This is a genomic window from Akkermansiaceae bacterium (genome assembly GCA_019634595.1).
GTDB lineage: Bacteria > Verrucomicrobiota > Verrucomicrobiia > Verrucomicrobiales > Akkermansiaceae > Luteolibacter.
Map to the genome: position 1 here is coordinate 25,651 of JAHCBC010000004.1, position 25,428 is coordinate 51,078.

Below are 25,428 nucleotides of genomic sequence, written 5' to 3' on the forward strand. Positions count from 1 at the left end.
GCGGGTAGATCACACCCGCATGCGCCACCCCACCCGCTTCCAACAACAGACCATCTGGAACGCCCTCACGGGGATCTCGATCCTCGTGCTGGGGGCGCTGCTCGTCGGACTGGTCTGGTTGTTGGGCGAGATTTTCGGCTTCCTCCAACCCGTGCTCATCCCGCTCATCGTCGCGGGCATCATCGCCTACCTGCTGGATCCGGTGGTCAGGTGGCTGGAGAAACGTGGCATCACCCGGCTCTGGTCCGTGGTGCTGGTTTTCCTCGGCATCCTCGTCGCGGCGACCTTGCTGGTGCTGGCGATTCTCCCGGGCATCCAGCGGGGCAGCGGCGCTCTCAGGGACTTCATCAAGCCGGATGTAAGATCCTCCGCACCTGCCTCACCTCAGCAGGAACCCGTGCCGGTGCTGCCCTCCACCGATGTGGATGATCCGGAGGCACCCACCACGGAACGCCAGTTGGGCTCCGCCCTCGCTTCATCCCTCCACGAACTGCGGACAAAGCACCGCTCCGGACCCATCGGATGGGCGTTGACCGAAACCACGGACGAAGGCGAGCCCATCACCTACCTGAAAGGCACACCTACCCCTGGGGATCTGGAGTTTTTCTGGCGGACCCGCGCCGGTCGCGTGCTGTTCAAGTACCAGGGGGAAATCATCCAGACCGGGAAAAACTGGATCACCACCGGGTCCACGAAGATCCTGGGATTCATCGGCCTGGTGCTGGGCATGATCATGGTGCCGGTGTATCTCTTCTTCTTCCTGAAGGACTCCGCCTCGATCCGCAGCCATTGGCACGACTACGTCCCGCTGAAAGCCTCCCGCTTCAAGACGGAGCTGGTTTCCACCCTCCAGGAGATCAACCGCTACCTCATCTCCTTCTTCCGCGGCCAGGTGCTGGTCGCCGCCATCGACGGCATCCTGGTAGGCATCGCACTCCAGATCTACGGGCTGCCGTATGGCTTCATGATCGGTGTGTTCATGGCCATCCTCGGGGTCATCCCCTACATCGGCAACATCATCTGCCTCATCCCCGCCTGCATCATCGCCTACCTCCACGGCCAGAACGCCGACCTGCCCTTTGACATGTCCCGCTGGGCCTACGTGGGCGGCGTGGTCGTCATCTTCGTGGTGGTCCAGCAGATCAACTCGCTGGTCACCGCCCCGAAGATCGTCGGAGACTCCGTCGGGCTTCATCCCCTGACGGTGATCTTCTCTATGCTGTTCTGGTCGCTCGTTCTCGGTGGCTTCGTCGGCGCGTTGCTCGCCGTGCCTCTCACCGCCGCGGTGAAGGTCCTGTTCAGGCGCTATATCTGGGAACGCCAGTTGAGGGACTACCCGGAAACCAGCTACTGAATGTTCCCCCCGTTCAGTTCCTGTCCTTGATGGAACGGACGGCGGATTCGATCAGTACGACCAGCTCCGGATCCGCCTTCGGCTTCGCGGCTTCGAGCACAGGGATGCTCGCCTGCCCTCCTATGCGTGCCAAAATGCGGGCGGCTGAATGGCGCAACGTGGGATCCAGTTCCGGAAAACGGGCCAGCACGCCTTTCTCCGCAGGTGGTCCGAATTCGATCATCTGTGGTTCCCAGTTCGTCGCATCCGCGATCCAGAGTTCCTCCATGACCGGCAGTGCCTCGGTGGCCTTCCCTTTCGCAAGCAGGGATGCCAGCGATCTCGGGATCCTTTTCTTCTCCGAGTGCATCTGATTCAGCCTCCTGAGCAGTTGCGGATTGGCCACGGAAGGATCCTCCGCCCACACTATCAGCGCTTTGCAGACCTCATCGAGGAAGTCCACCTGCGGCAGCGCCGCCAGAACCACCAACTGCCGGGTGATGTCCTCCCGGTAGATCTTCGGCTCGGCGTCCGCCAACCGCTCGACGGCGCGCTTCACCCGCGTCAGTTGGATGCTCTCCAGCTCGCGTTTGTTCAGGTCATAGAAAGCCGGGCTGCCCTTGTCGGTCAGCTTGTCGATCGGGCCTTCCAGAAAGACGGCAGGATCGACACGCACCTCCACCAACTGCAGATCCGGATGGATCTTCGGCTGCTGACCGATCCGGGCGGTGATGGCGGCGATTTCCTCGATGGATTTGTCCAGGCCCGTCAGCACCATCAGATAGTCCCGGTTGTCCCGCGGGTAGATCACGGAGGACGGGCTGGCGGCTGCCGTCCTGAGCATGTAGTCCCTCACGAAAAGGCGGTTGCTCTCGCTCATGTCCCGCAGCCAGATGCCATAGGCACGCAGGTTCGACCCGGACTCCGCGAGGCGGTGGATCTCCGTTTCCAGCGGCAGGATGCCGATCCGCTTCTTCAGTTGGTCGATGCCTTCATCCACGGGTGGTGTTCCGTCCTCCGGCGTGGCGGCGTCCCCCGTCGCCACTCTGGCAGGATCCTGCGGCGTGATGCTCCTCTTGGAGCGGAAAACGAATGGAACACTCAGGAGGATGGCTGCGGAAATCCCTCCGATTGCCAGACTCCGCATCCGGTTGCGGGGATTCGCGGCGACAATCAGCGCCAAACCGATGATACCCGCGGCAAGGGCGATCAGCACTTGGGACTCCACGGGGATATTCGTTGCGAACAGTTGAATCTGCAGGACAGCGGTTGCCGCCAGGATCAGCAACGCCCCGAGCCAGCCGAGGGTGAGCCGCAGGGGGCCGACCCGGCTGATGGGTGAAAAGTAGCCATGCTCGACGCCGCGGGGAACCGGAGTTGCGGCGTCCATGCCGATCTTCGGACCTTCCACCCTGGCGAAGCCTTCCAGGGCACGGTGATTACGTTCCCCCGGGTAGAATTTCGCGGTCTTCTGGATCACCTCATCGTTCACGTTGAAACGCTGCTCGCACGCCCCGCACTCGACCATACGCCCCATCAGATCTGCCCCCACCTTGAATTTCTGGCTGCACGAAGGGCAGCGGATCGTGAGGGGGTTCATGTCGGAAGCTGTCATTCGGAGGTAGGATTGATGGTGCGGTGTCTCATTGCAACCAAAGAGACGCACTACGCCTGCCACCACCCGGCCCGGAGTTCGTGATGGGAGGCTCAAGGAGCAGGAAATCATTAAGGTTTCTTAGTAATTGACACTTATTGAAATTTTTGGCTCCATACCCCGCGAAATGAATGCTCCCAGCCCATTTTCGCTTCCGCTGGCTCCCATCCCGGTGAGCCGCATGGAGAACGCCGGGGAACAACGTGTCTCCATCCCGGATGGTTTCGTTGACGATGAAATCATCGCTTCCCTTCTCAGCGCGCCCGGCGTCCAGAGGGTATCGCCCATGCACTCCGACATGGTTCTTTCCTCCGACGCTGATGACTTCGCCGGTTGGGCGGTCCAGCGCCACTCTCCTTTCCGGATCATCGCGGAACAGCAGGAACGTGCCGCTTTGCCTCCGGCGGTGGAGACGGAAAGCAGCGAGCCTGGCCTGGGACGTCCTCATCGCGGCGGGCACCGTTGGTGGATCGCCACGGCCACCGGCATCTCCTCCGCCCTCATCCTGTCGCTGCTTTTTTCAAACCTCGCCTCGCGCGGTGAGGGGAAATCCCTCTTCGCCAAGCTGGCGGAGCCGGTCGAGCACGTGCAGTCCTGGCTCGGCTCGCTGGCCCCCTGACGGGAGCATTGACCACCGGCGCTTCCGGAAACAAGGTTCCGGCCTTTCCCATGTCCCGCGCCGGTCTCATCCTCAAGCTTTCCTGTCCCGATCAACCCGGCATCGTCGCCAAAGTCGCGGGATATGTCGCGGGGCACCGGGGGAACCTGATCGAGTTCGCCCAGTTTTCCGACAAGCTGGGCGACAAATTCTTCGCCCGGCTGGAGATCGAGACCACGGACCTGGATGTGGATGTCCAGGACTTCATCGTCGGCTTCGGCACGCTGGGACGCTCCCTGCAGGCGGAGTGGCATTTCCGCCGCCTGCCCTACAGGATGCGGACCGCCGTCCTCGTCACCAAGACCGACCACTGCCTGAACGAGATCCTCTGGCGCACCGAACTTGGTGAACTGCCGGTGGAAATCACCTCCATCATCGGCAACCGCGACAACTGCCGCGGCATCGCGGAGAACGCGAAGATCCCCTTCCACCTGGTGGAGATGGATGGTGGAAACCGGGAGGCCGGCTTCCAGCGGATCCGCCGCATGATCGAGGAGCAGGATGTGGAACTCATCGTCCTCGCGCGTTTCATGCAGATCCTGCCGGACGATTTCTGCAAGGCCTTCGCCGGCCGCATCATCAACATCCACCACAGCTTTCTGCCCGCCTTCATCGGTGCGAATCCCTACCGCCAGGCCTACGAGCGCGGCGTGAAACTCATCGGCGCCACCTGCCACTACGTCACCGCGGATCTGGATGCGGGTCCCATCATCGAGCAGGAGGTGGACCGTGTGCAGCACTTCCATGGTCCGTCCGATCTCGCCCGGCTCGGCCGCCACTGCGAGCGGATCGCGCTGGCGAAAGGCATCCGCCTCCACGTCCATGACCGCACGATCATCGACGGCCACCGGGCGATTGTTTTCCCGGATTGAAAGCACACGCCCCACACACCAAGCCATGGCGTGTCAAAAATCCCGGAAGACGGAAAGCCAATGGGCTGAGTGTCCTTGGTAGTGGCGGAGAGGGTGGGAGAGCCTCGCTAATTTGAAGAATTTTGATTATCACGGGTTATAATTCGGCATCCGCTCCCAGGAGTGACAGGAGTGACAGCTTCAAGCCTGAAATCAGAATCGGAATCCGGGAGCCATTTGACACTCTTACCCAGCACTCTCCCGGAGGGAATCTTTGCTCAAGTCTTCTTCTTATTCTTACAATTCGGAGAAATCCGCCGCTAAATCCGTCAGATGCACCTAAAACCGAAAAATTCGTGGAATATCCGACAAAATCAGTAACTAAAAAGTTGCTGGATTTTTTCTCTCAAAAAACCGCATATCCCCTTGTTCGGTCAATAATGAAGATCATCCTACAAATCATCGGAGGTTCCTTTCTGATCTTCGCTACCATTGCGGGATTTAGTTCCGCGAAAGAGTGGATCATTCTGAACAATCTTTCCGGCTACCAGAAAGAAGTCCTCACCATAACAGACACCAGAGTAGTTCATCGAATTGGTGATGATGGAACGGATTATTATCTACTGGGTCATGGCGAGCGAGGTGAATGCGAATTCGCCATCTCCGCAAACAGGTATGAAACTCTTTCGTCAGCAACAGCAGCCGGACAGAAAGTCACCGTTTACAGGAATTCTTCTATGCCCTCCATTGCGTTCCAGAAAGAGAGCGCGAGCATAATTTTCGAAGAAGATTGGCGAGACCGGGCAGAAGTCGCAGTCAGTGCAAAGTCAACCATGTGGATTGCAGTGATTGCGACGGTGATCTCGATTTTTGCATTTGTCTCTGCGCAATATCTCTCCTCACGTCGAACCAAGACCGAACAAAGCGGTAGAGACAACCGGCTGAAGCCGGTGCCTCACCTTTGATGTTTAGTAATTCGATACTCATACTTCGCCGATATTTCCAGGACTCAGATCAGAGCCTCTTGAGAAGACGATGGACCGAAGTGCCATGCCACTTTTTGCCCTGAGGAGTTGCAATTCCCCGCTTACTCAGAGCCACAGCAATTTCTCAGAGCACTCTGAATACCTTCACTTTCAAGGGTTTCGATGATGGGCATCAGATTCTCCGCCTCATTCACGGCTTTGCTGTGGTTCGTCTCCGCTAACTTTGCTCCATGCGCTCCGAGGATAACGCCGCGAGAATCTGAACAGTAAGACGGTTGGCGGTGGGATTATCCACGGCAAGGAACTCGATTTTCGATTCCATCAGACCGGAAATGAAATGAAGGTTCCGGGCAAGGCGGTCCAGCTTGGCAATGATGAGGATTGCCTTCCGCTTTTTGCAAATGGCGAGGGCCGCGTTGAGTTGAGGGCGGTTCTTCCGCTTTCCGCTCTCTACTTCGACGAACTCTCCAAGGAGTTTCCAGCTTCCACTATTCAGGTATTCTCCACGGCGGCGTTTGGGGTCTCCAGGCCGAGGCCGCTTTGCTATTGTAGGAAATCGAAACACGTCTAACCACTAGCCGAGGGGGTGGGATTGATGCGCTTCGCACATCCAAGCGGAGTGGCTTCGCTTTCCATGAAGGTTCGCCAGCGCTCACATGGCTTTCGAACCCATAAGAGGCGCGGGCGCTTGTGCACTCGTCCCGACCTTTAACGCCAACACCCCAGCCCTGTGAACAGGACTGGGGTGTTGGCGGAGAGGGTGGGATTCGAACCCACGTTAGGTTTCCCTAAGCCGGTTTTCAAGACCGGAGCCATAAACCACTCGACCACCTCTCCTCTGGGTCGCGGCGGACCGCTGTGGCGAACTAGGTGCTGGAGGAGCACCCCGAAGTCAAGTGAGAAGCATCAGAGACAGGGCAAGACCCGGACGGCATCCACCGCCTGTGGGCGGATGTGGCGGACAAGATGATTTACTCCAAACAACGGTGATGGGATAGACTGCCACCGTGCCAGCCTCCTCCTGCCGCAGGAACATCCCGCTTTTCATCGCATTCCGCGTGTTCTTCAACGCGCGGTGGTACTACCCGGTGCTGGCGATCCTGTTCCTCGACCTGGGGTTGAGTGTCCAGCAGTACGCCCTGCTGAACGTCGCATGGGCGGCGGCCATCGTGGGGCTGGAGGTGCCATCCGGGGCGTTGGCCGACTATCTTGGAAGACGCCGGATGATCGTCATCGCCGCGATCCTGATGGTCATCGAGATGGCGGTGTTCGCCTTCGCGCCGCGCGGGAATCCCAGCCTGTTGTTCGGGCTGTTCCTGGCCAACCGGCTGCTCAGCGGCGCGGCGGAGGCCAGTGCCAGCGGCGCTGATGAGGCGCTGGCCTACGATTCGCTGACGGCGGACGGAAGGGAAAAGGAATGGCCGCAGGTGCTGGCGCGGGTGATGCGCTGGCAATCGGTCGCGTTCTTCATCACCCTGATGGCCGGTGCGGCGATCTACGATGAAGGCTTCATGCAGCGTCTGCTCGACGCCGCGGGCCTCCCGTGGGAGATCACCAAGGACACCGCCATGCGGCTGCCGCTGCTGTTCACGCTGGGAAATGCGGTCCTCGCACTGGCCGTCGCGCTTTCCATGAGGGAACCGGCAGCGGTGCCTTCGGAAGAAGCCACGCACGCCAGCCCGTGGAAAGCCACCCTCACCGCCGGACGGTGGATCTGGCTGACGCCCGCCGTCTTCGCCATCATCCTCACCGGCCTGTGCTTTGACAGCATCGTCCGCCTGTTCCTGACTTTCGAGGCGGGGTATTTCCGCATCATCGGCCTGCCGACGGCGGCCTTCGGCATCACCGCCGCGGCGCTTTCCCTGCTGGGTTTCGTCGTCCCGGCCATCGCCAAACGGATGGTGGAGCGGGGCAGCATGGCGCGGAACTTCGGCATCCTCGCCGTGGTGGTGTTCATCGGCCTGCTGGGATCCGCCTTTGTCACGCCGTGGTATGGCCTCATCTGGCTGGTGCCGCTGGGCATGGCCATGTCGTTCATCCAGTTCTTCGTCTCCCACTACCTCAATGAACTGGTGACGGATTCCCGGCGCAGGGCGACCATCCTGAGTTTCCGCGGGCTGGCGTTCAACCTCGGCTATGGCGCGGTGGGGCTGATGTTCGCCGGACTTACGAAAGGGATCAGCCAGGTCTCCGGAGCCGGAACGTCCGCCCACGCGGTGTTCTCCCGCGCGCTCGGCTGGCTGCCGTGGTATTTCATCGCCACGCTGGTCCTGCTGGCCGTGGCGGTAAGGATCCACGAACGCAAAGCCGCCTGAAAATACCATCGGCAGAACGCCGCGGATGGTGCAGGGTTTCCACATGAAAATCGCCATCGGTTCCGACCATGCAGGCTACCTTTACAAGGAGGAGATCATCGTCCACCTGCGCAAGGCCGGGCATGAGGTGACGGACTTCGGCACGGACTCCACCGTGTCCGTGGACTACCCGAAGTTCATCCGCCCGGTGGCGGAGGCGGTGGCCGCCGGGGAGTATGAGCGGGGAATCGTCCTCGGTGGTTCCGGCAACGGCGAGGCCATCGCCGCCAACCGGGTGAAGGGCATCCGCTGCGGCCTGTGCTGGAACCTGGAGTCCGCCAGGCTCACGCGCCTGCACAATGATGCCAACGTGCTGTCGATCGGCGAGCGCATGATGGACTCCAACACCGCACTGGCCGTCGTCGATGTGTTCCTGGCCACCGCTTTCGAGGGTGGCCGCCACCTTTCCCGCATCCGCCAACTGGATGAGTGACCTCCTCCACGCCACCGAAAGGTTCCTGCATGAGCAGATCCCGCTCACCCTTGCGATGGGTGTCCGGGTCGCGCGGTTCGATGAAGACGGACTGGTGCTCACGGCACCGCTGGAGCCGAACCACAACCACCTGGGCACGGCCTTCGGCGGCAGTCTCAGCGCCATCGCCACGCTGGCGGGATATGCGCTGCTGTGGCTGGAACTCGGCGACAGGGATTCCCATGTGGTCATCAAGGGCAGCTCGCTGAAATACCGCCATCCTGTCCGCGCCGGGATCCGCGCCGTCTGCCCGAGGATCGATCCGGAAACCCTGGCCGCCTTCCGCGGAAAGTTCGCCCGTACCGGGAAGGCAGGCATTTCCCTGCGGGTGTCCATCGTGGAGGATGGGGTGGAGTGCGTGGAGTTCGAGGGACTTTTCGTCGCCCTGCGTTGATCCGGCATCCGGCCCTTGATTCTTTCCCGGCGGCTCCCCATTTTTCCCGGCGTGATGCGTTTCGCGGTTCTAGGGAGTGGCAGTGGCGGAAATGCGACGGTGGTCGAGGCGGGCGGACTGCGCCTGCTGGTGGATGCCGGCCTGAGTGCGAAGCAACTGGTCACCCGCATGCGTGCGGTGGGCATCGATCCCGCGCAGCTCGATGGCGTCATGCTCACCCACGAACACGGCGACCACGTGCGCGGCCTGAAGGTGTTGCTGAAACAGTTCAATCTCCCCGTCTTCACCACTCCGTCCACCGCCCGCGTGGTGAAGGAGCAGGGCATCGAGGGAGGGACATGGAAATACTTCGAGGCTGGCCAGGCGTTCGAGCTGAAGGGGGTGGTGATCGACACCTTCGCCATCCAGCATGATGCGGTGGACCCCGTCGGTTTCGTATTCGGCCACGATGCGAAGAGGCTGGGCCTTGTTTCGGACGCCGGGTTCGTCACCCGCAGCATGACGGAACGGTTGCGGAACCTGCATGCTCTGTTCGTGGAGGCGAACTACGATGACGCCTTGCTGGAGGCCGATATGAAACGTCCGTGGGCCACCAAGCAGCGGATCAGCTCCCGCCACGGACATCTTTCCAACAAGCAGGTGGCGGAGCTGCTGGTGGAGATCGCCCACCCCCTGCTGTTGCGGATCGTACTGGGGCATTTGAGTTCGGACTGCAACAAGCCGGATGTGGCGATCCGTCATCTGCGTGCTTGTCTGGATGGACTCGGGCACACAACGATCGAGGTTCATTGTGCGGCTCAGGAGACGCCCTCGGATTGGTTTTTGCTCGGGTAAGGAGGGTGGACATTGCGGCAAGCCGCTATGTCCACCCTCCTTACTCCTTGCGATTCGTTGCTTGGCCCGCTACTCCTCGAAGGATGCGCCCTCTTGGTATTCTCATCGTGGTTCTCGGGATCACCGGAGGGGCCTTTTACTGGACTACTCGGGCTGCGGAAAAAGCGGCTCCTTCTCCCCCTCCCCAGCCCGCGCCCGAAGTCGCGGAAGCTCCCAAGCAGCCTCCCTATACCGAAGGAACCGCCTCTCCGGATGGAATCGGGAAATTTTTCCACGGCCGGGAAATTTCCCAGGTCATGGGCCATCCGGGGATCGGCTGGCTGGAACGTGACGAGCGGGAGCAAGAGGAAGCGCCCACCCGTGCGATCAAGGCGCTCGACCTTCCGAAGGACGCCGTCATCGCGGACATCGGTGCGGGGTCCGGCTACTATGCGTTCCGCATTTCACCGCAGGTGCCGCAGGGAAAGGTCATCGCCGTGGACATCCAGCCGGAGATGCTGACTTTCCTGAAGGACCGGGCGAAGCAGCTCTCCATCACCAACGTGGAGCCGCATCTCGGGGCGATCGATGACCTGAAGCTGCCGGATGCCTCGCTGGACGCGGCACTGCTGGTGGATGCCTACCACGAATTCTCCCACCCGGCGGAGATGCTGGCCTCCATCCACCGCGCGCTGAAACCCGGCGGCCGCGTGTTCCTGCTGGAGTTCCGGGCGGAGGATCCCCGAGTGCCGATCAAGCCGCTCCACAAGATGACGGAGGCACAGGCCCGGCTGGAATTTGAGACAGCGGGTTTCCGCTTCATCTCGAACCGCCGCCAACTCCCGTGGCAGCACTTCATCGTCTTTGAGAAGTGACCTTCACTTGAACATCGGGAATCCCGCCGCTGGCCGGAGTTCGGTGGGCGGCTCGATGTTGAACGAACTGGACTTGCCGATCTGGTATGGACCGTAGGCAATGGGGATCACGGTCAGCAGCAGCACTTCGTCGTCGTCCTTCCGCGCCTTGTCCACATGGACCACGGCGGCGCAGTTGGGGCTTTTGCTGACCTCCAGGATGTCTCCGGTTTTGAACTTCCCGGCCGCCGCTTCATCAACCGTCGGGAAGACATACTCTATGACGACCGGATAGGGCGAATCCGCGGTGAACTCGTCCGGCTTGACGAGCGCCTGGGCGCGGATGACCACCCCCGGACTGAAGAAGTCATTCTCGGTGAGCGCCCGCACTTCATCGATCTGGTATCTGCCCTCGATGTAGGTGAGGAGCAGCGGTTTCTCGAAATTGGTGAGGTAGTTCCGCATCAGCAGGCCGTTCACCCTCGCCCGTTCTTCCGGGCTGCCGCCGAAGAACCTCTTGTACAGCTCCTGCGGTCCCCGCGCGGTTCCATTCGGAACATCCAGCACCACATAGCGTTTCAGCTCAGGCACACGCTTGAGCTTCCGGAGGATCTCGTAGTTCCGGGGAACCTCGGGATTCCGGAAGATGTAGAGGCACACGAACCAACTGACCAACGCGAAGCACAGCGCGAGCAGATTCGCCAGCAGCCACCAGAAATAGGCCGGCTTTGGCGGAGGCGGAGCTTTGATGGTCCGGGGCACGGGCGGGGAGGGCGTCAGTTGCTGCCACAGGCCTCGCCGTCCGGCACGGCATGGGCGCCCGGCGGCTCACTGGCGATCTCAAAGGAAGTTCCGCAGCCGCAGGAACGGGCAGCCTGGGGATTGTTCACCTTGAAGCCCGCGTCGCTCAGGTCGTCGGAAAAGTCGATCTCACAGCCGTTCAGGCGTTCCACGCTGTCCGCGGCGACGATGACCCTCGCCGGACCGGACTCCACCACCAGGTCCCCTTCCTCCGGCATCCCCACGTTCATTTCATACTGCCAGCCCGCGCATCCCCCACGGCGCACGGCCAGCCTCAGTCCGGCTTCCGGCGAAGCCGCCTTGCGGGTGAGCAACGCCCCGAGTTCCGCCGCCGCTTTGTCAGTGAGAGTGATCATGGTCCGGCCCGAATCTGCCGTGGAACCAGAGGATTGGAAATGAAAACGTGGGCCGCCGGATGAAAAATCCCTCGCAAATCCGCCGGAGGTCCGCTTTGATGTTTCCCTGTCACGGTGCCTGTGCGTCCGAGATTGCGTGAAATTATTCCTTGACGCTCCCCGATGCCACCTTTTCATTCCGCCCCGCAAGCGCGCATGCCGGGTTTGCCCTATAATGGATGAGGTATATCCATTTTTCCAGACTCCCTGAGCTTTCCCATATGTCCAAACCAAAACCTTCTTCCAGCAAGCCGAGCGAAAAGCCAAAGCCGAAAGCAAAGGCAGCGCCGGCCGAGAAGACCAAGGTGAAAGCCGCCGCAGCACCTGCAAAGGCACAACCCGCCGCGAAAGCAGCCCCTGCCCCGGCGAAGAAGCCAGTCAAAGCCGCGCCGGCCGCTCCCGAACCGAAGGCATCCGCCAAGAAACCCGCGGCGGCCCCCGCCAAGGGAAAGAAGAAGGAAGAGGTCGTGGAAGCCGTCGAGCAGCCGAAGGTCGCCAAAAAGGACAACAAGCGCCGCATCGACACCCCTGAGATCCAGGAGAAGATCCGCGAACTCATCAAACTGGCCAAGGAGCAGGAATACCTGACCTACGACGACATCAACGAAGTCCTGCCGAACGACCTGGTCGATCCGGACGACGTCGAGGCGATCATGGACCGCCTGCGCAACATGGAGTTCGACATCATCGACGCCTCCGAGGTTGACCGCTACAAGGACAAGAAGCGCGACGAGGGTGGTGACGACGAGGAAGACAGCAAGACCGACCAGAAGCTCGACATCCTGGACGACCCCGTCCGGATGTACCTGAAGCAGATGGGCCAGGTCCCCCTCCTCACCCGTGAGCAGGAGGTCGAGATTTCCAAGCGAATCGAGGATGCGGAGATCGAGGTGGCCCGCCACCTGCACCTCTTCGGTTTCACCGCCGAGTCCTACCTGGAACTGGCCGACAAGCTCAACAAGGGGAAGGAGCGCTTCGACCGCGTGATCCTCGACAAGAAGATCGAGTCCCGGGAGCGCTACATGAAGGGCCTGCCGAAGCTGTGCGAACACCTGAAGCAGCTCCACCAGGAGAACGATGACATTTTCCGCCAGCTCTCCGTGAAGGCCCCCCGTGGCAAGAAGAAGCTGGAGGAGGACTTCGCAAAGAACCTCCAGACGCTCAACCGCCTCTACACCCGCTTCTACTACAAGCAGAAGGTCGTCGAGGATTTCTGCGAGCAGGTGGACGACTACATGCAGAAGTTCTGGAAATACGGCCGCAAGCTGGCGACCGATCCGGAGGACAAGGAATTCCAGACCAAGATGCGGGAGATCCAGCAACGCTCCTGGCACACCACCGAGTCCTTCGAAGCCGCGAACAAGCTCCTCAAGCATTGGCTCAAGGAAGCCCTCAAGGCGAAGACGGAGATGGTGGAGGCCAACCTGCGCCTCGTCATCTCCATCGCCAAGAAATACACCAACCGCGGCCTCTCCTTCCTCGACCTGATCCAGGAAGGCAACATGGGCCTGATGAAGGCGGTCGAAAAATTCGAATACCGCCGCGGCTACAAGTTCTCCACCTACGCCACGTGGTGGATCCGCCAGGCCATCACCCGCTCCATCGCGGACCAAGCCCGGACCATCCGGATCCCGGTCCACATGATCGAGACGATCAACAAGCTGATGCGCGTGCAGAAGCAGCTCGTCCAGGAGTATGGCCGCGAACCTTCCCCGGAGGAAATCGCCGAAGAAATCCACCTTCCCGTCGAGCGGGTCCGCGCCGTGCTCAAGATGGCGCAGCAGCCGATCTCGCTCCAAGCGCCCGTCGGTGACTCGGACGACACTTCCTTCGGTGACTTCATCGAGGACAAGGCCGCCGACAACCCGATGGAAGAAGCCGGTTTCTCGATGCTCAAGGACAAGATCAAGGACGTCCTTGACACCCTAACCGAGCGCGAGCGCGAAGTCCTCGAACAACGCTTCGGCCTCAAGGACGGCTACAGCCGCACGCTCGAGGAAGTCGGCCGCCAGTTCCAGGTGACCCGTGAACGGATCCGCCAGATCGAGGCGAAGGCCCTCCGGAAAATGCGCCACCCCACCCGGATCCGCAAGCTGGAAGGCTTCATCGAGCTTCCCGGAGCCTGAGGAGGAGGGACATCCGTGTCCCTCCCTGCCCCACCTCGTTGGGGTATGGGTCCCCGTCTTCTACCGTCATGGAAATCCAGGAAGAGTTCACGAAGATCGAGTCCATCTTCGTCCGCCACCGCAACGCCTTGCTGGTGCGCGGGCAGTTCACGCCGATCTATACGGACTACTACCTCCACCTCATGCAGCATGGCATCCGCCATGGCGAGGAGATCGACCAGATGCTCAAGGACGCGCTGGCGATCCTGACACTCCATCTCGTCGCACGGCCATGGGCGGAAACCATCGCCTGGACCGCGAACCTCCGCGCTCCGCGCATCAACCTGTTCGTCACCGGAGGCTCGGTCGCGGAAGCCATCACCGGCCGCGTCTTCACGGAGGACGTGCGGGAGCCGGACCGGAACCTGTTCTATGCGCAGACCACCACCATCCAGGGAGCGGAACCCCGTGTCTCCACCATGGAGGTGGAAGGGCGCGATCCCGTCGCCTGGCTTTCCCAATACTACGACCAGTCCGAACAACGCCCGGCCAGGGCCTTCCGGCTCGATGATGAGAACTTCGTCCTCATCGCCGCCCAGCCCGGCTGCGACCTGGAGTGGCTCGCCGGGCTGGATGAGGACGCCGTCGCCGTCATCGAACAGACGGAGGAACTGAACCCTCTGGAGAACCGCAGGTTCCGTTTCCACTGCGGCTGCACACTCGACAAGATCCTGCCGATCCTCGGGAGCTGGCGTGAACGTCCCGATGAACTGTTCGAGGGTTCCGATGAAATCACCCTCCAGTGTCCCCGCTGCGCGGCCAGATACGCCGTCACGCGGGACATGATCTGATCCATGATGGAAAGGAATTTCCATCACTCCGCCTTCACGGATGTCGGCCGTCTCGCGGATCTGAAAACGGCGCCGATCAGCGTGTGCATCCCCACGCTGGATGAAGAGGCCACCATCGGCGGGATCGTTTCCACCATCCGCCGGGAACTGATGGAGGCGGTGCCACTGGTGGACGAGCTGCTGGTGATCGACTCCGGCTCGACCGACCGCACGCGGGAGATGGCCACCGACGCAGGTGCAACCGTTCTTCCCTCCGCGGACATCGCCCCTGAACACGGGAGCCATCGCGGCAAGGGAGAGAATCTTTGGAAAGCGCTTCTCGCCGCAAAGGGGGAACTCATCTGCTATGTGGACGGGGACATCTCCAACTTCGGCACCCGCTTCGTCACCGGGCTGCTCGGCCCCCTGCTCACCGACCCGGAGATCCACTATGTGAAGGCCCACTATGAGAGGCCCCTGGCCAACGGCGGAGATTTCCACCGGACCGGCGGAGGCCGGGTTTCCGAAATACTCGTCCGGCCGTTGCTGTCACTGTTCTACCCGGAGCTGACATCGATCTTCCAACCGCTGTCCGGCGAGTACGCGGCGCGGCGTCCGCTGCTGGAGGAACTCCCCTTCCCCACTGGCTACGGGGTGGAGATCGCCCATCTCATCGATCTGTCCGGCATGGGAAAGATGGAAACGATCTCCCAGGTCGATCTCGACCAGCGCATCCACCGCAACCGCGGCGACGGGGAACTGGGCAGGATGTCCTTCTCCATTCTCCGGACCATCCTCCACCGGCTGGAGCGTGACGGAAAGCTCACCCTCCACCAGGCATTGGAAGAACTCCACCGCTCGTGGACGCACGATTCCGGAGAAGCCGTCGGACTCGATACACGGATCGCGGAACCGGAACGGCCTCCGATCATTTCGCTGTAAGCAGGGAGGGAGGACAGGAATGGGAGCGCAGCGGACATAGCGGCTTGCCGCAATGTCTTCCCCCCTTACTCCGTTGCAACGGGAACCCAAGGATGTATGACCCGCGGCGCATTCGCCTGAGACTTTAGCCTTCCTCCCCGGGCGAAGTCCGGCCATAACCCGGATCATGAGAAAAACCCTTGCATGTCTCATGCTGGCAGCCTCTTCCGTTCTCGCGGATGAGGATACTTTCCGGGAAAAATACGCGGATCCAGCCACGCGGATGGCCGCTCTGGAGGAGCTGATCCCCGGCAGCAGGGATGCCTATTTCCATACCGCGCTGGCGCACCAGCTCGCCGGCCGGGACACCGAATTCCAGCAGGTGATGACGGAGTGGAAAGCAGCAGCGGAGCGGAAGGAGCATCCCGTCTCCGCCCATGGCCATGACTTACTGGAAAACCGGCGGCTGCTGCTAGCCTATCAGCAGGATCCGGAGGCATCCATCGAAGGGTTGATCCGGAAGCTGGGGCTGAAGTTCGACCATGCCCGTCCTGACGCCGCGGCGGAGGCGGAGACGGTTCCCACCCGGCTGGACTCGGCGGCCATCTCGATGGAGGCATTCGAGGAAAAGGCGGCCAAATCCTCCCAGCCCTCCACCGCCTACCAACAATACACCGGCAAGCGCCTGCTCGACGAGCTGGCTGGCGCGGCGGACTTCGACGATGCGAAGGTCCGCTGGTTTCTGGAGAACATCCCCCACGCGGAGCATCCGGCGGTGACGCTGCTGGTGGAGCGCTCCCTTGCCTTTCCTGTACCAGTGAAATTCGGCAGCATGGACCTGCATGGCAGGTTGGTCTTCCAGCAACTGGACGCGCTGCTGAAGCTGCGGCCGGAACTGCTTTCGGATGAGGCGTTCAACACCGCCTATCTGGCGAAGATGCGTCCGGGTGCGGAGGTCGATTTCGACCGGGACCGGCAGGCGCACGCGGCGCACCTCCAGCGTTGCCGGGACCATGCACTGAAGCTGCCGCCCGCGCTGAACTCGCTGAAGGCGCATGTCCTCCACCACCATCTCCGGCTCCAGGCGGAGATGGGACATCTGCCGAAGGAGGACTTCCTCGCCTACCTCGCCCTGCCACGGCAGGAGAACGATCTTTTTCCGAAGGGGAAGCCGGACGTGCGGACCATCGTGCTCGCTTCCGGCTACGAAGAGACGACAGGATGCGCCGCCATTCCTGACGAGCGTCCGTTGCTTGACCTCTACCTGGATCATTTCCTAGGCGCGGATGATGATGCGGCGGCGGAGTTCGCTCCGTTCATCAAGACGGAAAAGCTGCGCGAGATGCAGGCCCGTGCGCGATTGCTGGCCGGTGCGGCCACAGGGGTCTGGGGTTCCGTGCTTTCGCCTGCGGATTTCAAGACGCTGAGCGAGGAAGCCTTCATCCGCTTCGCCCCCGGTGCGCCGGAGGTCATGGCTTCCGGCGAGCAGGCCGCGCTCACGCTGGATCTGAAAAACACGCCGGACCTGCGCATCCGCATCTATGAACTGGACCTGCCCGCACATCTCACACGGACGGGTGTGGAGCCGGAGGTGTCCATGGATCTGGAGGGGCTGGTTCCGCATCATGAGCGGAAGGTGGAGTATGGACACGGTCCGCTCCAGCGGCACCGGGAAACCATCGCGCTGCCGGAGCTGACAGGAGCGGGCGCATGGATCGTCGAGTTCGTGAGCGGGCAGGTTTCCGCGCGCTCGCTGGTGAGGAAGGGACAGCTCACCCCCTTCATCCAGCGGACCGGCACCGGCCAGACAGTGAGGGTGCTGGATGAGGCGGGCAACGCGGTGCCACAGGCATCCCTGAAGCTCGGAACCGAGACGTTTTCCACGGATGCGGCGGGCATCATCACCATCCCGGATGCTCCCAACCAACCGGTCACGGAAGGCGTGCTACAGGCGGGCAAGCTGGCCGCCGCCGTGACGCTGGAACCACACACGGAGAAACTGGATCTGGAGGCAGCCTTCCACCTGGAGCGCGAGCAACTGCTGGCGGACCGCGAGGCGAAGCTGCAACTGCGGGCGACCCTCACCAACCACGGCCATGGCATCGCCCTCGACCGGATCAAGGAACCGGCGCTGGTGATGAAGGCGGAGCTGCTCGGCGGCATCACCACGGAGCGCGTGGTGGCGCAGGATCTGAAGCTGGCCGCACGTATGGAGATCCCCTTCCAGGTGCCGGCGGATCTTCTCAAATTGACCTTCACGCTCCGGGGATCGGTCGAGCCGCTCACCGGCGGAGATACCGTGAAGCTCGAGGAGTCCTACAGCTACTCCCTGAACGGCGCGCTCTCCGGCGGCCAGATTCCCACCGCGTTCTTCTCCCCCATCCCCGGCGGTCACCGGCTGGAGATCCGCGGGCGGAACGGCGAGCCGCTGCCATCCCGGCGGGTGCGCCTCGACATCGCGCGGGAGGGGTTCAAGGTAGATGTGCAGGCGAACGTCCGCACAGACGCGAATGGCCGGATCGATCTCGGATCGCTGGAGGGCATCACGAAAGTCATCGCCACCGGCGACGGCATCGGGTCCACCAGCTATGAGCCTGCCAGGCGGAATCTCATCTCCCACCGGCATCTCCAGGTGGAGGCCGGGAAAGAGATCGTGTTCCCGCAGGAGTATCCCTCCAACGCACCGGACCGCTCGGTGCTGTCGTTGGTCGAGGTGTTGGATGACGAGCCGCTGCGCGACCATTTCGACAAACTGCGCACCGATGACGGCCGTGTCATCATCCGTGGCCTGACACCGGGGGACTACGTTTTCACCCAGAATGGAATGGAGTCCACCATCAAGGTTTCCGGCGGAACGCGGAAGGATGACCTGTTGGTTTCATCCGCCCGCATCCTGCCCGTGGAGGATGGTGCGCAGGCATTCATCCACTCCGCCACCGTGCGGGATGGACAGGTGGCCATCCACATCCGCGACCACACGCCGGAAACCAGCATCACGCTCAGCGGCAGCCTGTTTTCACACAGTGGCTGGCATCCCGGCGATGCCGCCGCCCCTTTCACCAATCCGCCGCCGGATGGCGTGGTGCCCGGCATCGCCACCTGTGGCTATCTGACGGACCGCGGGCTGGACGATGAGATCCGCTATATCTTCGACCGCCGGTCTAGGAAAGTGTTCCCCGGTGCCATGCTCCCCCGCCCCGGTCTGTTGCTGAACCGCTGGACGGAAAGGGATCTGGATCAGGACACGCGGCGCGGTGAGTCCGGGACGGGTGGCAGGGCATCCGGTGCCCCGCGCAAGTCGAAAGCGATCCCGTCCTATGAAGGTGACGATCCCCAGGCCTCCGGTTCCGCCTACCCGCCGATGATGGATTTCCTCGCCACGCCCGCGTCCGTGAGATTCAACGTGACGGCGGACGCCTCCGGCTGGATCCGCCTGCCGCTGGCGGACTTCGGCAAAGCGAGGTTCGTCAAAGTGCGGATCGTGGACCGCACGCACGATGAGGATTCCGTGATCCTGCCCATCCAGGATGCGGAGGTGCCGTTGCGCGACCGCCGGATCGCCCGGCCGCTCGATCCCACCGCGCACCATCTGGCAACCCGCAGCGCCGCCGTGCTGGCGAAAGACGCGGAGGCGAACATCGAGAACCTGCTGGACGCGGAGTGGCGTGCCTTCACCACCCTGGAGGAAGCCCACCAATACCTCTACGGCGCGACCAACGATGACCGCCTGCGCGAGTTCGCTTTCCCCGGACGGAGTGGCCGCAACTTGATGAAAGAAGAAAGCTGGAGCTGCTGTCCGCTCACGCCAGCCATGAGCTGCACCTGTTCCTTGCAAGAAAGGACAAGGCGTTCTTCGACAAGCATGTGAAGCCCGTCCTCGCGCAGAAGCCGGAAAAGGTCTTCATGGATGACCTGCTGCTGGAACTCGACCTGAAAGGCTACCTGCGCCCGTATGCATGGCAACGGCTGAACGCGGCGGAGAAAGCCCTGCTCGCCCGTGCCCTGCCGGATGCCCGCGAGCGGGTGGCGCGGGAGCTTTCCCTGCGCTGGCAACTGGAGGCCCCGTCCCCGGATGTGGAGACGCAGCTTTTCACGCAGACGCTGAAGGGAACGGATCTGGCGATGATCGACAGCCTGGGGCTGGCCCGGGCGGATGTGGCGGGCGACGGGGAAAGCGGCGGTGTTGCCTACATCACGCAGAAAATGAAGACGATCGTCATTCCGGAAATCGATTTCGAGAACGTGACGCTTGAGGAGGCGGTGGACTTCCTGCGCCAGAAGGCCGTGGAGTTGGATACGATGGAACTGGATCCTGCGAGGAAAGGGGTGAACTTCATCATCCGCCGCCCGCGGCCAAGCCAAGGGGACAAGGGCGCCGCTCCCCCGGATCTGGGGAGCATCGTCATCCCCCAGTTGCGCATTCGGAACGTGCCGCTCCAGACAGCGATCCAATACATCTGCGATGCCGGCAAGTTGAGGTTCATCATGGATGATTTCGCCGTCATCCTGACACCACAGAACGAAGTGGGAGAGGACCTCTTCATGCGCTCCTTCAACGTGTCGCCGGACTTTCTCCAGCAACTCGCAGGCCTGGCAGGGGGCGGCAGCCCGAACACCCCGATCAGGGAACTGCTCATCGCAAATGGCATCGCCTTCAGAGAAGGCTCGAGTGTGACCATGCGGAGGAACATCCTGGTTGTCCGAAACACGCCGAGCGAACTGGAAAAGATCGAAAATCTGACAGCGGTTATGGAATCATCCGCTGCAGGAGCAGAGATGGGTATGTATGGCCAAGCGATAGCCGGCCGTCTGCGTGAGGCAAAGGATAACGACGGGAATTTTTCACCCGGGGCACTTCCGCCTATCACTGATTCCTTCGCCCCTTCCTCTCCATCCGCCGCCGCTCCGGCGGATCCATTTGGGGGGAATGCCTACGGATCCGCATTGAGCGCACGCGCACCATCCCGCCTCTTCCCGGAGCGCACGCGGATGTGGCGGGAGTCGAACTATTTCCGCAACACGGCGGCGACGGATGAATCGCTGATCCCGTTGAACCGCTTCTGGATCGATCTGGCGGCGTGGGATGGCAACGGCGCGTTCCTTTCCGCCCATTTCAACGCCTGCACGCGGAATGCGAATGAGGCGCTCATGTGCCTGGCGCTTCTCGATCTGCCGTTCAAGGCGGAGCGTCCGGAGGTGACCGTGGACGGCGGTTCCATGCGGGTGAAGGCGCGCGAGCCGATGCTGCTGTTCTACAAGGACACGAAGCGCACGGAAAAAGTGGCGGAGGAATCCCCGCTGCTGGTCCGCCAGACCTACACCACGCTCGCGGAGCCGTTCCGCGACGTGGATGGCCGGAAGGTGGAGAACCCCGTCACGGGTGACTTCCGCCCGGGTGTGGCCTACCGCGCCTCCCTGGTGGTGACGAACCCTACCGGCACCGGCAGGCGCGTGGACCTGCTGGCACAGATCCCCGCCGGGGCCATCCCGCTGGGCGGGCATCCCCCCACCCTTTCCGCCACCAGCAATCTCAACCCGTATGGCGTGGTGATGAAGGAACTGCAGTTCTACTTCCCCGCGCCCGGGGAGTTCGCCACCTATCCACTGCATGTGAGCGAGGACGGGACGGTGCTGGCGCACTCGGAGGCCCGCACGCTGCATGTCACCGTGAACCCCGCGCCGCAGGACGGGGCCTCATGGCTGGCCATCGCCGCGGACGGCACGCCGGAGCAGGTGCTGGAGCGGTTGAAAACGGAGAACCTGAAAGCCATCGACCTCGACGCCATCCTGTGGCGCCTGCGGGACAAGGCGTTCTTCACCACCGTGGCGGGCATCCTCCGGGAACGGCTGCATTTCTCCCCTGACATCGCCACCTACGGGTTCCAGCACCGCGATGCCGCCGTGATCCGGGATTTCCTTGAGAACAGCTCTGTCGCCCACGCCGCAGGGGACTGGCTGGACAGCCCGTTGCTGGAGGTGCGCCCGCGCGTCCACAAGGGCTGGGAGACGTTCGAGTTCGATCCGCTGGTGAACGCCCGCATCCACCGCTTCGGCGACGAGTCCCGGCTGACCCATCCGGAGGCGAAGAAACACTACCACGCCTTCCTCGGTCAGCTCGCCTGGAAACCGTCCCTGGACTCCACTGACCTGCTCTCCCTCACGGCCTTCCTCTTCCTGCAGGACCGCATCGAAGAGGCGCTGGTGTTTTTCGACCGCATCGATCCCGCGGCACTGCCGGGACGCATCCACTATGACTACCTGAAATGCGTGGCGCTCTTCCACCGCGGGAATCCGGAGGAAGCGAAAGCCATCGCCGCCGCCACCCTTCCAACGCTGCCGCCCGGCATCTGGCGCGACCGCCATCAAACCGTGGTGAACCAGGTGGATGAGATCACCGCGCTGTCAAATGCTCCGGTGCCGAAGGAGGAAGCGGGTGGAACGACCGCGCCGCAGCTCGATCTGGCGCCGTCCGGGGATGGCAGGCTGGTCCTGCGCCACCGCTCGCTGGACAAGGCCGCGCTGCGTTTCTTCCGCGTGGATCTGGAGATCCTCTTTTCCAAGGATCCCTTCCTCCAGAGCGGTGACGGAGGCGATGCGGAACCCGGCATCCTGCCGAACTCCACGCTCGATGTGCCGCTCGCCGCCGGAACTACGGAGACCACCGTGGATCTTCCCGCAGCGATGAAGGGCGGCAACGTCCTCGTCTCCGCGGACTCCGGCAACACCCGCCTGCTGAAGGTGCTGGACTCCGGTGCGCTGGACATCCGCCGGCAGCCGCTGGAACGCACCATCCAGGTGCTGGACACCGCCGGTCACCCGCTGCCGAAAACGTATGTGAAGGTCTATGCGGAGACGGGGGATGGAGGGATCACCTTCCACAAGGACGGCTACACCGACCTGCGCGGACAGTTCGACTACCTGAGCCACACCGCCATCGACACCTCCACGATCAAGCGTGTCGCCATCCTGACCAGCCACCCGGACAAAGGCGCGAGGATCGGGATCTATGAGAGGTGAGTGGTTCCCATTGCAACCGGGTAAGGAGGGAGGACACTCCTGTCCTCCGGCGGCATTGGTGAATGAAATGTAAAAGATGAATCTACCGGAAAATGGCCTTTGCTATGGGTTCCCATTGCAGCCGGAGGACAGGAGTGTCCTCCCTCCTTACTTCAAAAACACCTCGCGGGGCTTCGCGCCTTCGCCTGGGCCGACGACGCCGCGCTGCTCCAGGATGTCCACCATCCGCGCGGCGCGGGTGTAGCCCAGCCGCAGGCGGCGCTGGAGGAGGGACGTGCTGGCCTTCTTTTCCTGCCGCACCACCTCGATGCACTTCATGATCAGTTCCTCGTCCGCGTCGGAGACGTCCTCCGCATCGTCGTCGTCGGAGGAGTTGATGGAGGCGTTGATGTCGATGTCGAACGTGGGGGAGCCTTGGGCCGCGCAGTGATCGACGATGCGCTCAACCTCGGCATCGGAGACGAAAGCTCCCTGGGAGCGCTCCAGCTTCGCGGATCCCGGCGGCAGGAACAGCATGTCCCCCTTGCCCACCAGCTTATCCGCGCCTTTGGTATCGAGGATGACGCGTGAGTCGAGCGCGGAGGAAACCTGGAAGGCGATCCGGCACGGGATGTTCGCCTTGATGATGCCGGTGACCACATCCGCCCGCGGCGTCTGAGTGGCGATGATGAGGTGGATGCCCGCCGCACGCGCCTTCTGGGCGATCCGTGCGATGCACATCTCGACATCCGCCGGGGCGGTCTGCATGAGGTCGGCAAGCTCGTCGATGAGCACCACGATGTAGGGGAAACGATCCGGGATCTGCTCCTCGGCGATCTCCAGTTCGTCGTCATCCGCTTCCGGGCCGAGGTCGCCTTCACCCATGGAGGCGACGATGGCGTCCAGTTCCTCGTCGCTGATGGTCGGTTCCTGCGGCTCCGGTTCTTCCTCCTCCTTCGGAGCCTCCGTCTTGTCGGGCCGCGGGCGGTTGTTGAAGCTGTCGAAGTTCCGCACTCCCTCCTTGGCGAAGATGCGGTAGCGCTTCTCCATCTCGTTCACCACCCACTTCAGCGCGGCGACGGTCTTCTTCGGATCCGTGACGACGGGGACGATGAGGTGCGGCAGCTTGTTGTACATCTGCATCTCGACCACCTTCGGGTCCACCATGATGAACCGCAGCTCATCCGGGCCGAACTTGAACAGCATGGAGGCGATGATGGAGTTGATGCAGACGGACTTTCCGGAACCGGTCGCCCCCGCCACCAGCAGGTGGGGCATCGCGGCCAGATCACCGATGACCGTCTTGCCATAGACATCCTTGCCGAGGGCCAGCGGGATCTTCTTCTTCGCGGAACGGAACTCCGGATCATGCAGCAGCTCGTGCAGCGGCACCGCGACCTTCTGGTTGTTCGCCAGCTCGATGCCGACGGTGTCCTTCCCCGGGATCGGGGCGAGGATATTGATGCGTTCCGCACGGGTGGCACGGGCGATGTCCGCCTCAAGCTGGGAAATGCGGGACACCCGCAGGCCGGTGGACGGATAGATCTCGTAGCGGGTGATCGTCGGCCCACGGGTGATGTCGCCCGGGCTGACCTCGATGCCGAATGCCTTGAGGGTCTCCACGATGGTCCGCTGGGTATCCAGCATCTCCTCGCGGTGGTCCTCCGTGGACTCCTCCATCTCCACCGCATCCAGCAGGTCGAAGCCGGGAAGCTCGTAGTCCTCGAATTCGTTGACGGAAAGGAATTGGTGCCCGGATGGCTTCTTCCGCTCGAAGGGCTTCGCCCCCGGTTGGATCGCCTCCACGCCCGCCCTGCGCTGGGAGGCGTCGATGATCTGCGGCGTGGGTGTTTCCCGCAGGCCCAGCATGGGTTGGGGATCCGGCTCCGGCACCTTCGCATCGGCGGCGGCCTTCGCGGTTTCACGGTCCTTGCGGCGCTGCTCGCGCTGGCGCTCCCGCTCCGCCAGCATCTCCGCTTCACGCGCGGCGATCTTTCCGGCTTCACCACGCTGCATCTGCCACTCCACATGGCGCTTCCTGAGCTGGTGGTAGCAGGCTTTGACAAAGCGGACCGGATGCTGGCCGGTCAGGAGCAGCAAGGAAACCAGATAGGCAGCGAGCGAAACAATGATGGTTCCCGCACGGGCGATCACCATGGAAAGGATGCCCACCGGCTTTCCGTCCTCCCCCACCCCGCCGAGCAACTTGCCGATGACCCCTCCCGGTCCGGGCAGATGGCAGCGGGCTGCCCATTCATCAAAGAAAATATCGGACGCTGCCAGGAACGCGGAGGCGGAGACCAGCAGCACCGCAAAACCCACGAGCGGGCGCGGCCACAGTTTCCCGTCGAACGCGACTTTCACGATGCCGAACCAGATCAACCCCACCGGCAACAGGTAGCTGGCCGCACCGAAAAGGATGATCTGGAAAAACCCGAGCAGCCCCCCGACCGGCCCGATGAGGTTGGTCCCGTCCCCGCCATTCTTGTCCGCGAAGGCTTCCAGGAACCACTTGGGAGGCAGGTCTGAGGGTGAGTAGGACACCAGCGCCAGCAGCAACAGCAGGCCCAGGAATATCAATACGATGCCCGTGATCTCGTTCGACCACTTGCTGGGTTCGGGCTGCTCGCCTCGCTTTTTGTTATCGCTGCTTCCCATCGGGGGTTTCTGCGGGGATCATCCCCCGATCCCCGGTTTCCCGCAAGATTGTTTTACCGGGGCTGGAAATCAGGAAAACCTAAGTGATTTACTGAGAATGGGCACGCGCTGGACCAGCGCACGCATCCACCCCATCCGTGCCTGGGTATGGGAACGCCGGCTGATCGCGGAGGTGATCGAAAGCGCCATGCGAGGGTCAGAGAAGATCGTCTGTGTTTTCATAGCGGTCGGGATTGCCGCACCTGCCTCGCTGGAAGCGTGCCAATGATCCGACATCCGCAGGCACAGGCACTTATCTAACAGGGCCGCCGCCGCAGGATGACATTCCGCACCGCGCGGGGCTCAAATTGCAA

Annotated in this window: 19 protein-coding genes and 1 tRNA gene; 14 read left to right on the plus strand and 6 right to left on the minus strand. The window is 62.3% G+C overall.

Features of this window, described 5'->3' with window-relative positions; translation table 11 throughout:
• Positions 1-19 precede the first annotated feature (19 nt).
• Positions 20-1,354, plus strand: a complete 1,335-nt coding sequence (locus tag KF712_15330; GenBank protein MBX3742359.1) for an AI-2E family transporter — start codon at positions 20-22, stop codon at positions 1,352-1,354.
• 13 nt (positions 1,355-1,367) lie between these two features.
• On the opposite strand, the gene KF712_15335 is transcribed toward KF712_15330, so the two are convergent.
• A complete protein-coding gene (locus KF712_15335) occupies positions 1,368-2,933 on the minus strand; it encodes a hypothetical protein (GenBank protein MBX3742360.1) in 1,566 nt (521 codons plus the stop codon).
• A gap of 181 nt (positions 2,934-3,114) precedes the next feature.
• Here KF712_15335 and KF712_15340 point away from each other — a divergent pair, with 181 nt between their 5' ends.
• The 3 genes from KF712_15340 (at position 3,115) to KF712_15350 (ending at position 5,461) form a co-directional block, all read left to right on the plus strand.
• Positions 3,115-3,606: a hypothetical protein gene (locus tag KF712_15340; protein ID MBX3742361.1), complete on the plus strand. Its 492-nt coding sequence runs from the start codon at positions 3,115-3,117 to the stop codon at positions 3,604-3,606.
• A gap of 50 nt (positions 3,607-3,656) precedes the next feature.
• Positions 3,657-4,517 (plus strand): formyltetrahydrofolate deformylase, encoded by an 861-nt coding sequence (gene purU, locus KF712_15345; GenBank protein MBX3742362.1) that lies wholly within the window; start codon positions 3,657-3,659, stop codon positions 4,515-4,517.
• Between the two features lie 335 nt (positions 4,518-4,852).
• Positions 4,853-5,461, plus strand: coding sequence for a hypothetical protein (locus tag KF712_15350; protein MBX3742363.1), 609 nt, complete (start codon positions 4,853-4,855; stop codon positions 5,459-5,461).
• A gap of 238 nt (positions 5,462-5,699) precedes the next feature.
• Here the strand turns inward: KF712_15350 and KF712_15355 are convergent, their stop codons facing one another.
• Positions 5,700-6,047, minus strand: a complete 348-nt coding sequence (locus KF712_15355; GenBank protein ID MBX3742364.1) for a recombinase family protein — start codon at positions 6,045-6,047, stop codon at positions 5,700-5,702.
• Between the two features lie 184 nt (positions 6,048-6,231).
• Positions 6,232-6,319, minus strand: a tRNA-Ser gene (locus KF712_15360).
• A 170-nt stretch (positions 6,320-6,489) separates the two neighbouring features.
• Here KF712_15360 and KF712_15365 point away from each other — a divergent pair.
• From KF712_15365 to KF712_15385, 5 genes are all read left to right on the plus strand, one after another.
• Positions 6,490-7,797, plus strand: coding sequence for an MFS transporter (locus KF712_15365; protein MBX3742365.1), 1,308 nt, complete (start codon positions 6,490-6,492; stop codon positions 7,795-7,797).
• Positions 7,798-7,840: 43 nt separating this feature from the next.
• Positions 7,841-8,269 (plus strand): ribose 5-phosphate isomerase B, encoded by a 429-nt coding sequence (gene rpiB, locus KF712_15370; protein MBX3742366.1) that lies wholly within the window; start codon positions 7,841-7,843, stop codon positions 8,267-8,269.
• Positions 8,262-8,702 (plus strand): YiiD C-terminal domain-containing protein, encoded by a 441-nt coding sequence (locus KF712_15375; protein MBX3742367.1) that lies wholly within the window; start codon positions 8,262-8,264, stop codon positions 8,700-8,702. Before rpiB ends, KF712_15375 begins: the two co-directional genes overlap by 8 nt.
• Before the next feature lie 51 nt (positions 8,703-8,753).
• Positions 8,754-9,536: an MBL fold metallo-hydrolase gene (locus KF712_15380; protein MBX3742368.1), complete on the plus strand. Its 783-nt coding sequence runs from the start codon at positions 8,754-8,756 to the stop codon at positions 9,534-9,536.
• Positions 9,537-9,619: 83 nt separating this feature from the next.
• A complete protein-coding gene (locus KF712_15385; GenBank protein MBX3742369.1) occupies positions 9,620-10,390 on the plus strand; it encodes a class I SAM-dependent methyltransferase in 771 nt (256 codons plus the stop codon).
• A 3-nt stretch (positions 10,391-10,393) separates the two neighbouring features.
• Here KF712_15385 and KF712_15390 read toward each other — a convergent pair whose 3' ends face one another.
• Both KF712_15390 and KF712_15395 read right to left on the minus strand, forming a co-directional pair.
• Positions 10,394-11,131 (minus strand): hypothetical protein, encoded by a 738-nt coding sequence (locus KF712_15390; protein ID MBX3742370.1) that lies wholly within the window; start codon positions 11,129-11,131, stop codon positions 10,394-10,396.
• Between the two features lie 14 nt (positions 11,132-11,145).
• Positions 11,146-11,526, minus strand: a complete 381-nt coding sequence (locus KF712_15395; GenBank protein ID MBX3742371.1) for an iron-sulfur cluster assembly accessory protein — start codon at positions 11,524-11,526, stop codon at positions 11,146-11,148.
• A gap of 260 nt (positions 11,527-11,786) precedes the next feature.
• Here KF712_15395 and rpoD point away from each other — a divergent pair, with 260 nt between their 5' ends.
• From rpoD to KF712_15420, 5 genes are all read left to right on the plus strand, one after another.
• The gene (gene rpoD / locus KF712_15400; GenBank protein MBX3742372.1) at positions 11,787-13,691 is read left to right on the plus strand and encodes an RNA polymerase sigma factor RpoD; all 1,905 of its coding nucleotides are present in this window, start codon (positions 11,787-11,789) and stop codon (positions 13,689-13,691) included.
• A gap of 68 nt (positions 13,692-13,759) precedes the next feature.
• Positions 13,760-14,521 carry a disulfide bond chaperone gene (locus KF712_15405; protein MBX3742373.1) on the plus strand — a complete coding sequence of 254 codons (762 nt, stop codon included), beginning with the start codon at positions 13,760-13,762 and terminating at the stop codon, positions 14,519-14,521.
• Between the two features lie 3 nt (positions 14,522-14,524).
• Entirely contained in the window at positions 14,525-15,442 is a 918-nt protein-coding gene (locus tag KF712_15410) for a glucosyl-3-phosphoglycerate synthase (GenBank protein ID MBX3742374.1), read from the plus strand.
• A 166-nt stretch (positions 15,443-15,608) separates the two neighbouring features.
• On the plus strand, positions 15,609-19,289 hold the full coding sequence (locus KF712_15415) for a hypothetical protein (GenBank protein MBX3742375.1): 3,681 nt from the start codon (positions 15,609-15,611) through the stop codon (positions 19,287-19,289).
• Positions 19,286-22,438 (plus strand): hypothetical protein, encoded by a 3,153-nt coding sequence (locus tag KF712_15420; protein MBX3742376.1) that lies wholly within the window; start codon positions 19,286-19,288, stop codon positions 22,436-22,438. The genes KF712_15415 and KF712_15420 overlap by 4 nt, the downstream gene beginning before the upstream one ends.
• A 147-nt stretch (positions 22,439-22,585) precedes the next feature.
• On the opposite strand, the gene KF712_15425 is transcribed toward KF712_15420, so the two are convergent.
• Positions 22,586-25,075 (minus strand): DNA translocase FtsK, encoded by a 2,490-nt coding sequence (locus tag KF712_15425; GenBank protein MBX3742377.1) that lies wholly within the window; start codon positions 25,073-25,075, stop codon positions 22,586-22,588.
• Positions 25,076-25,428: the final 353 nt, after the last annotated feature.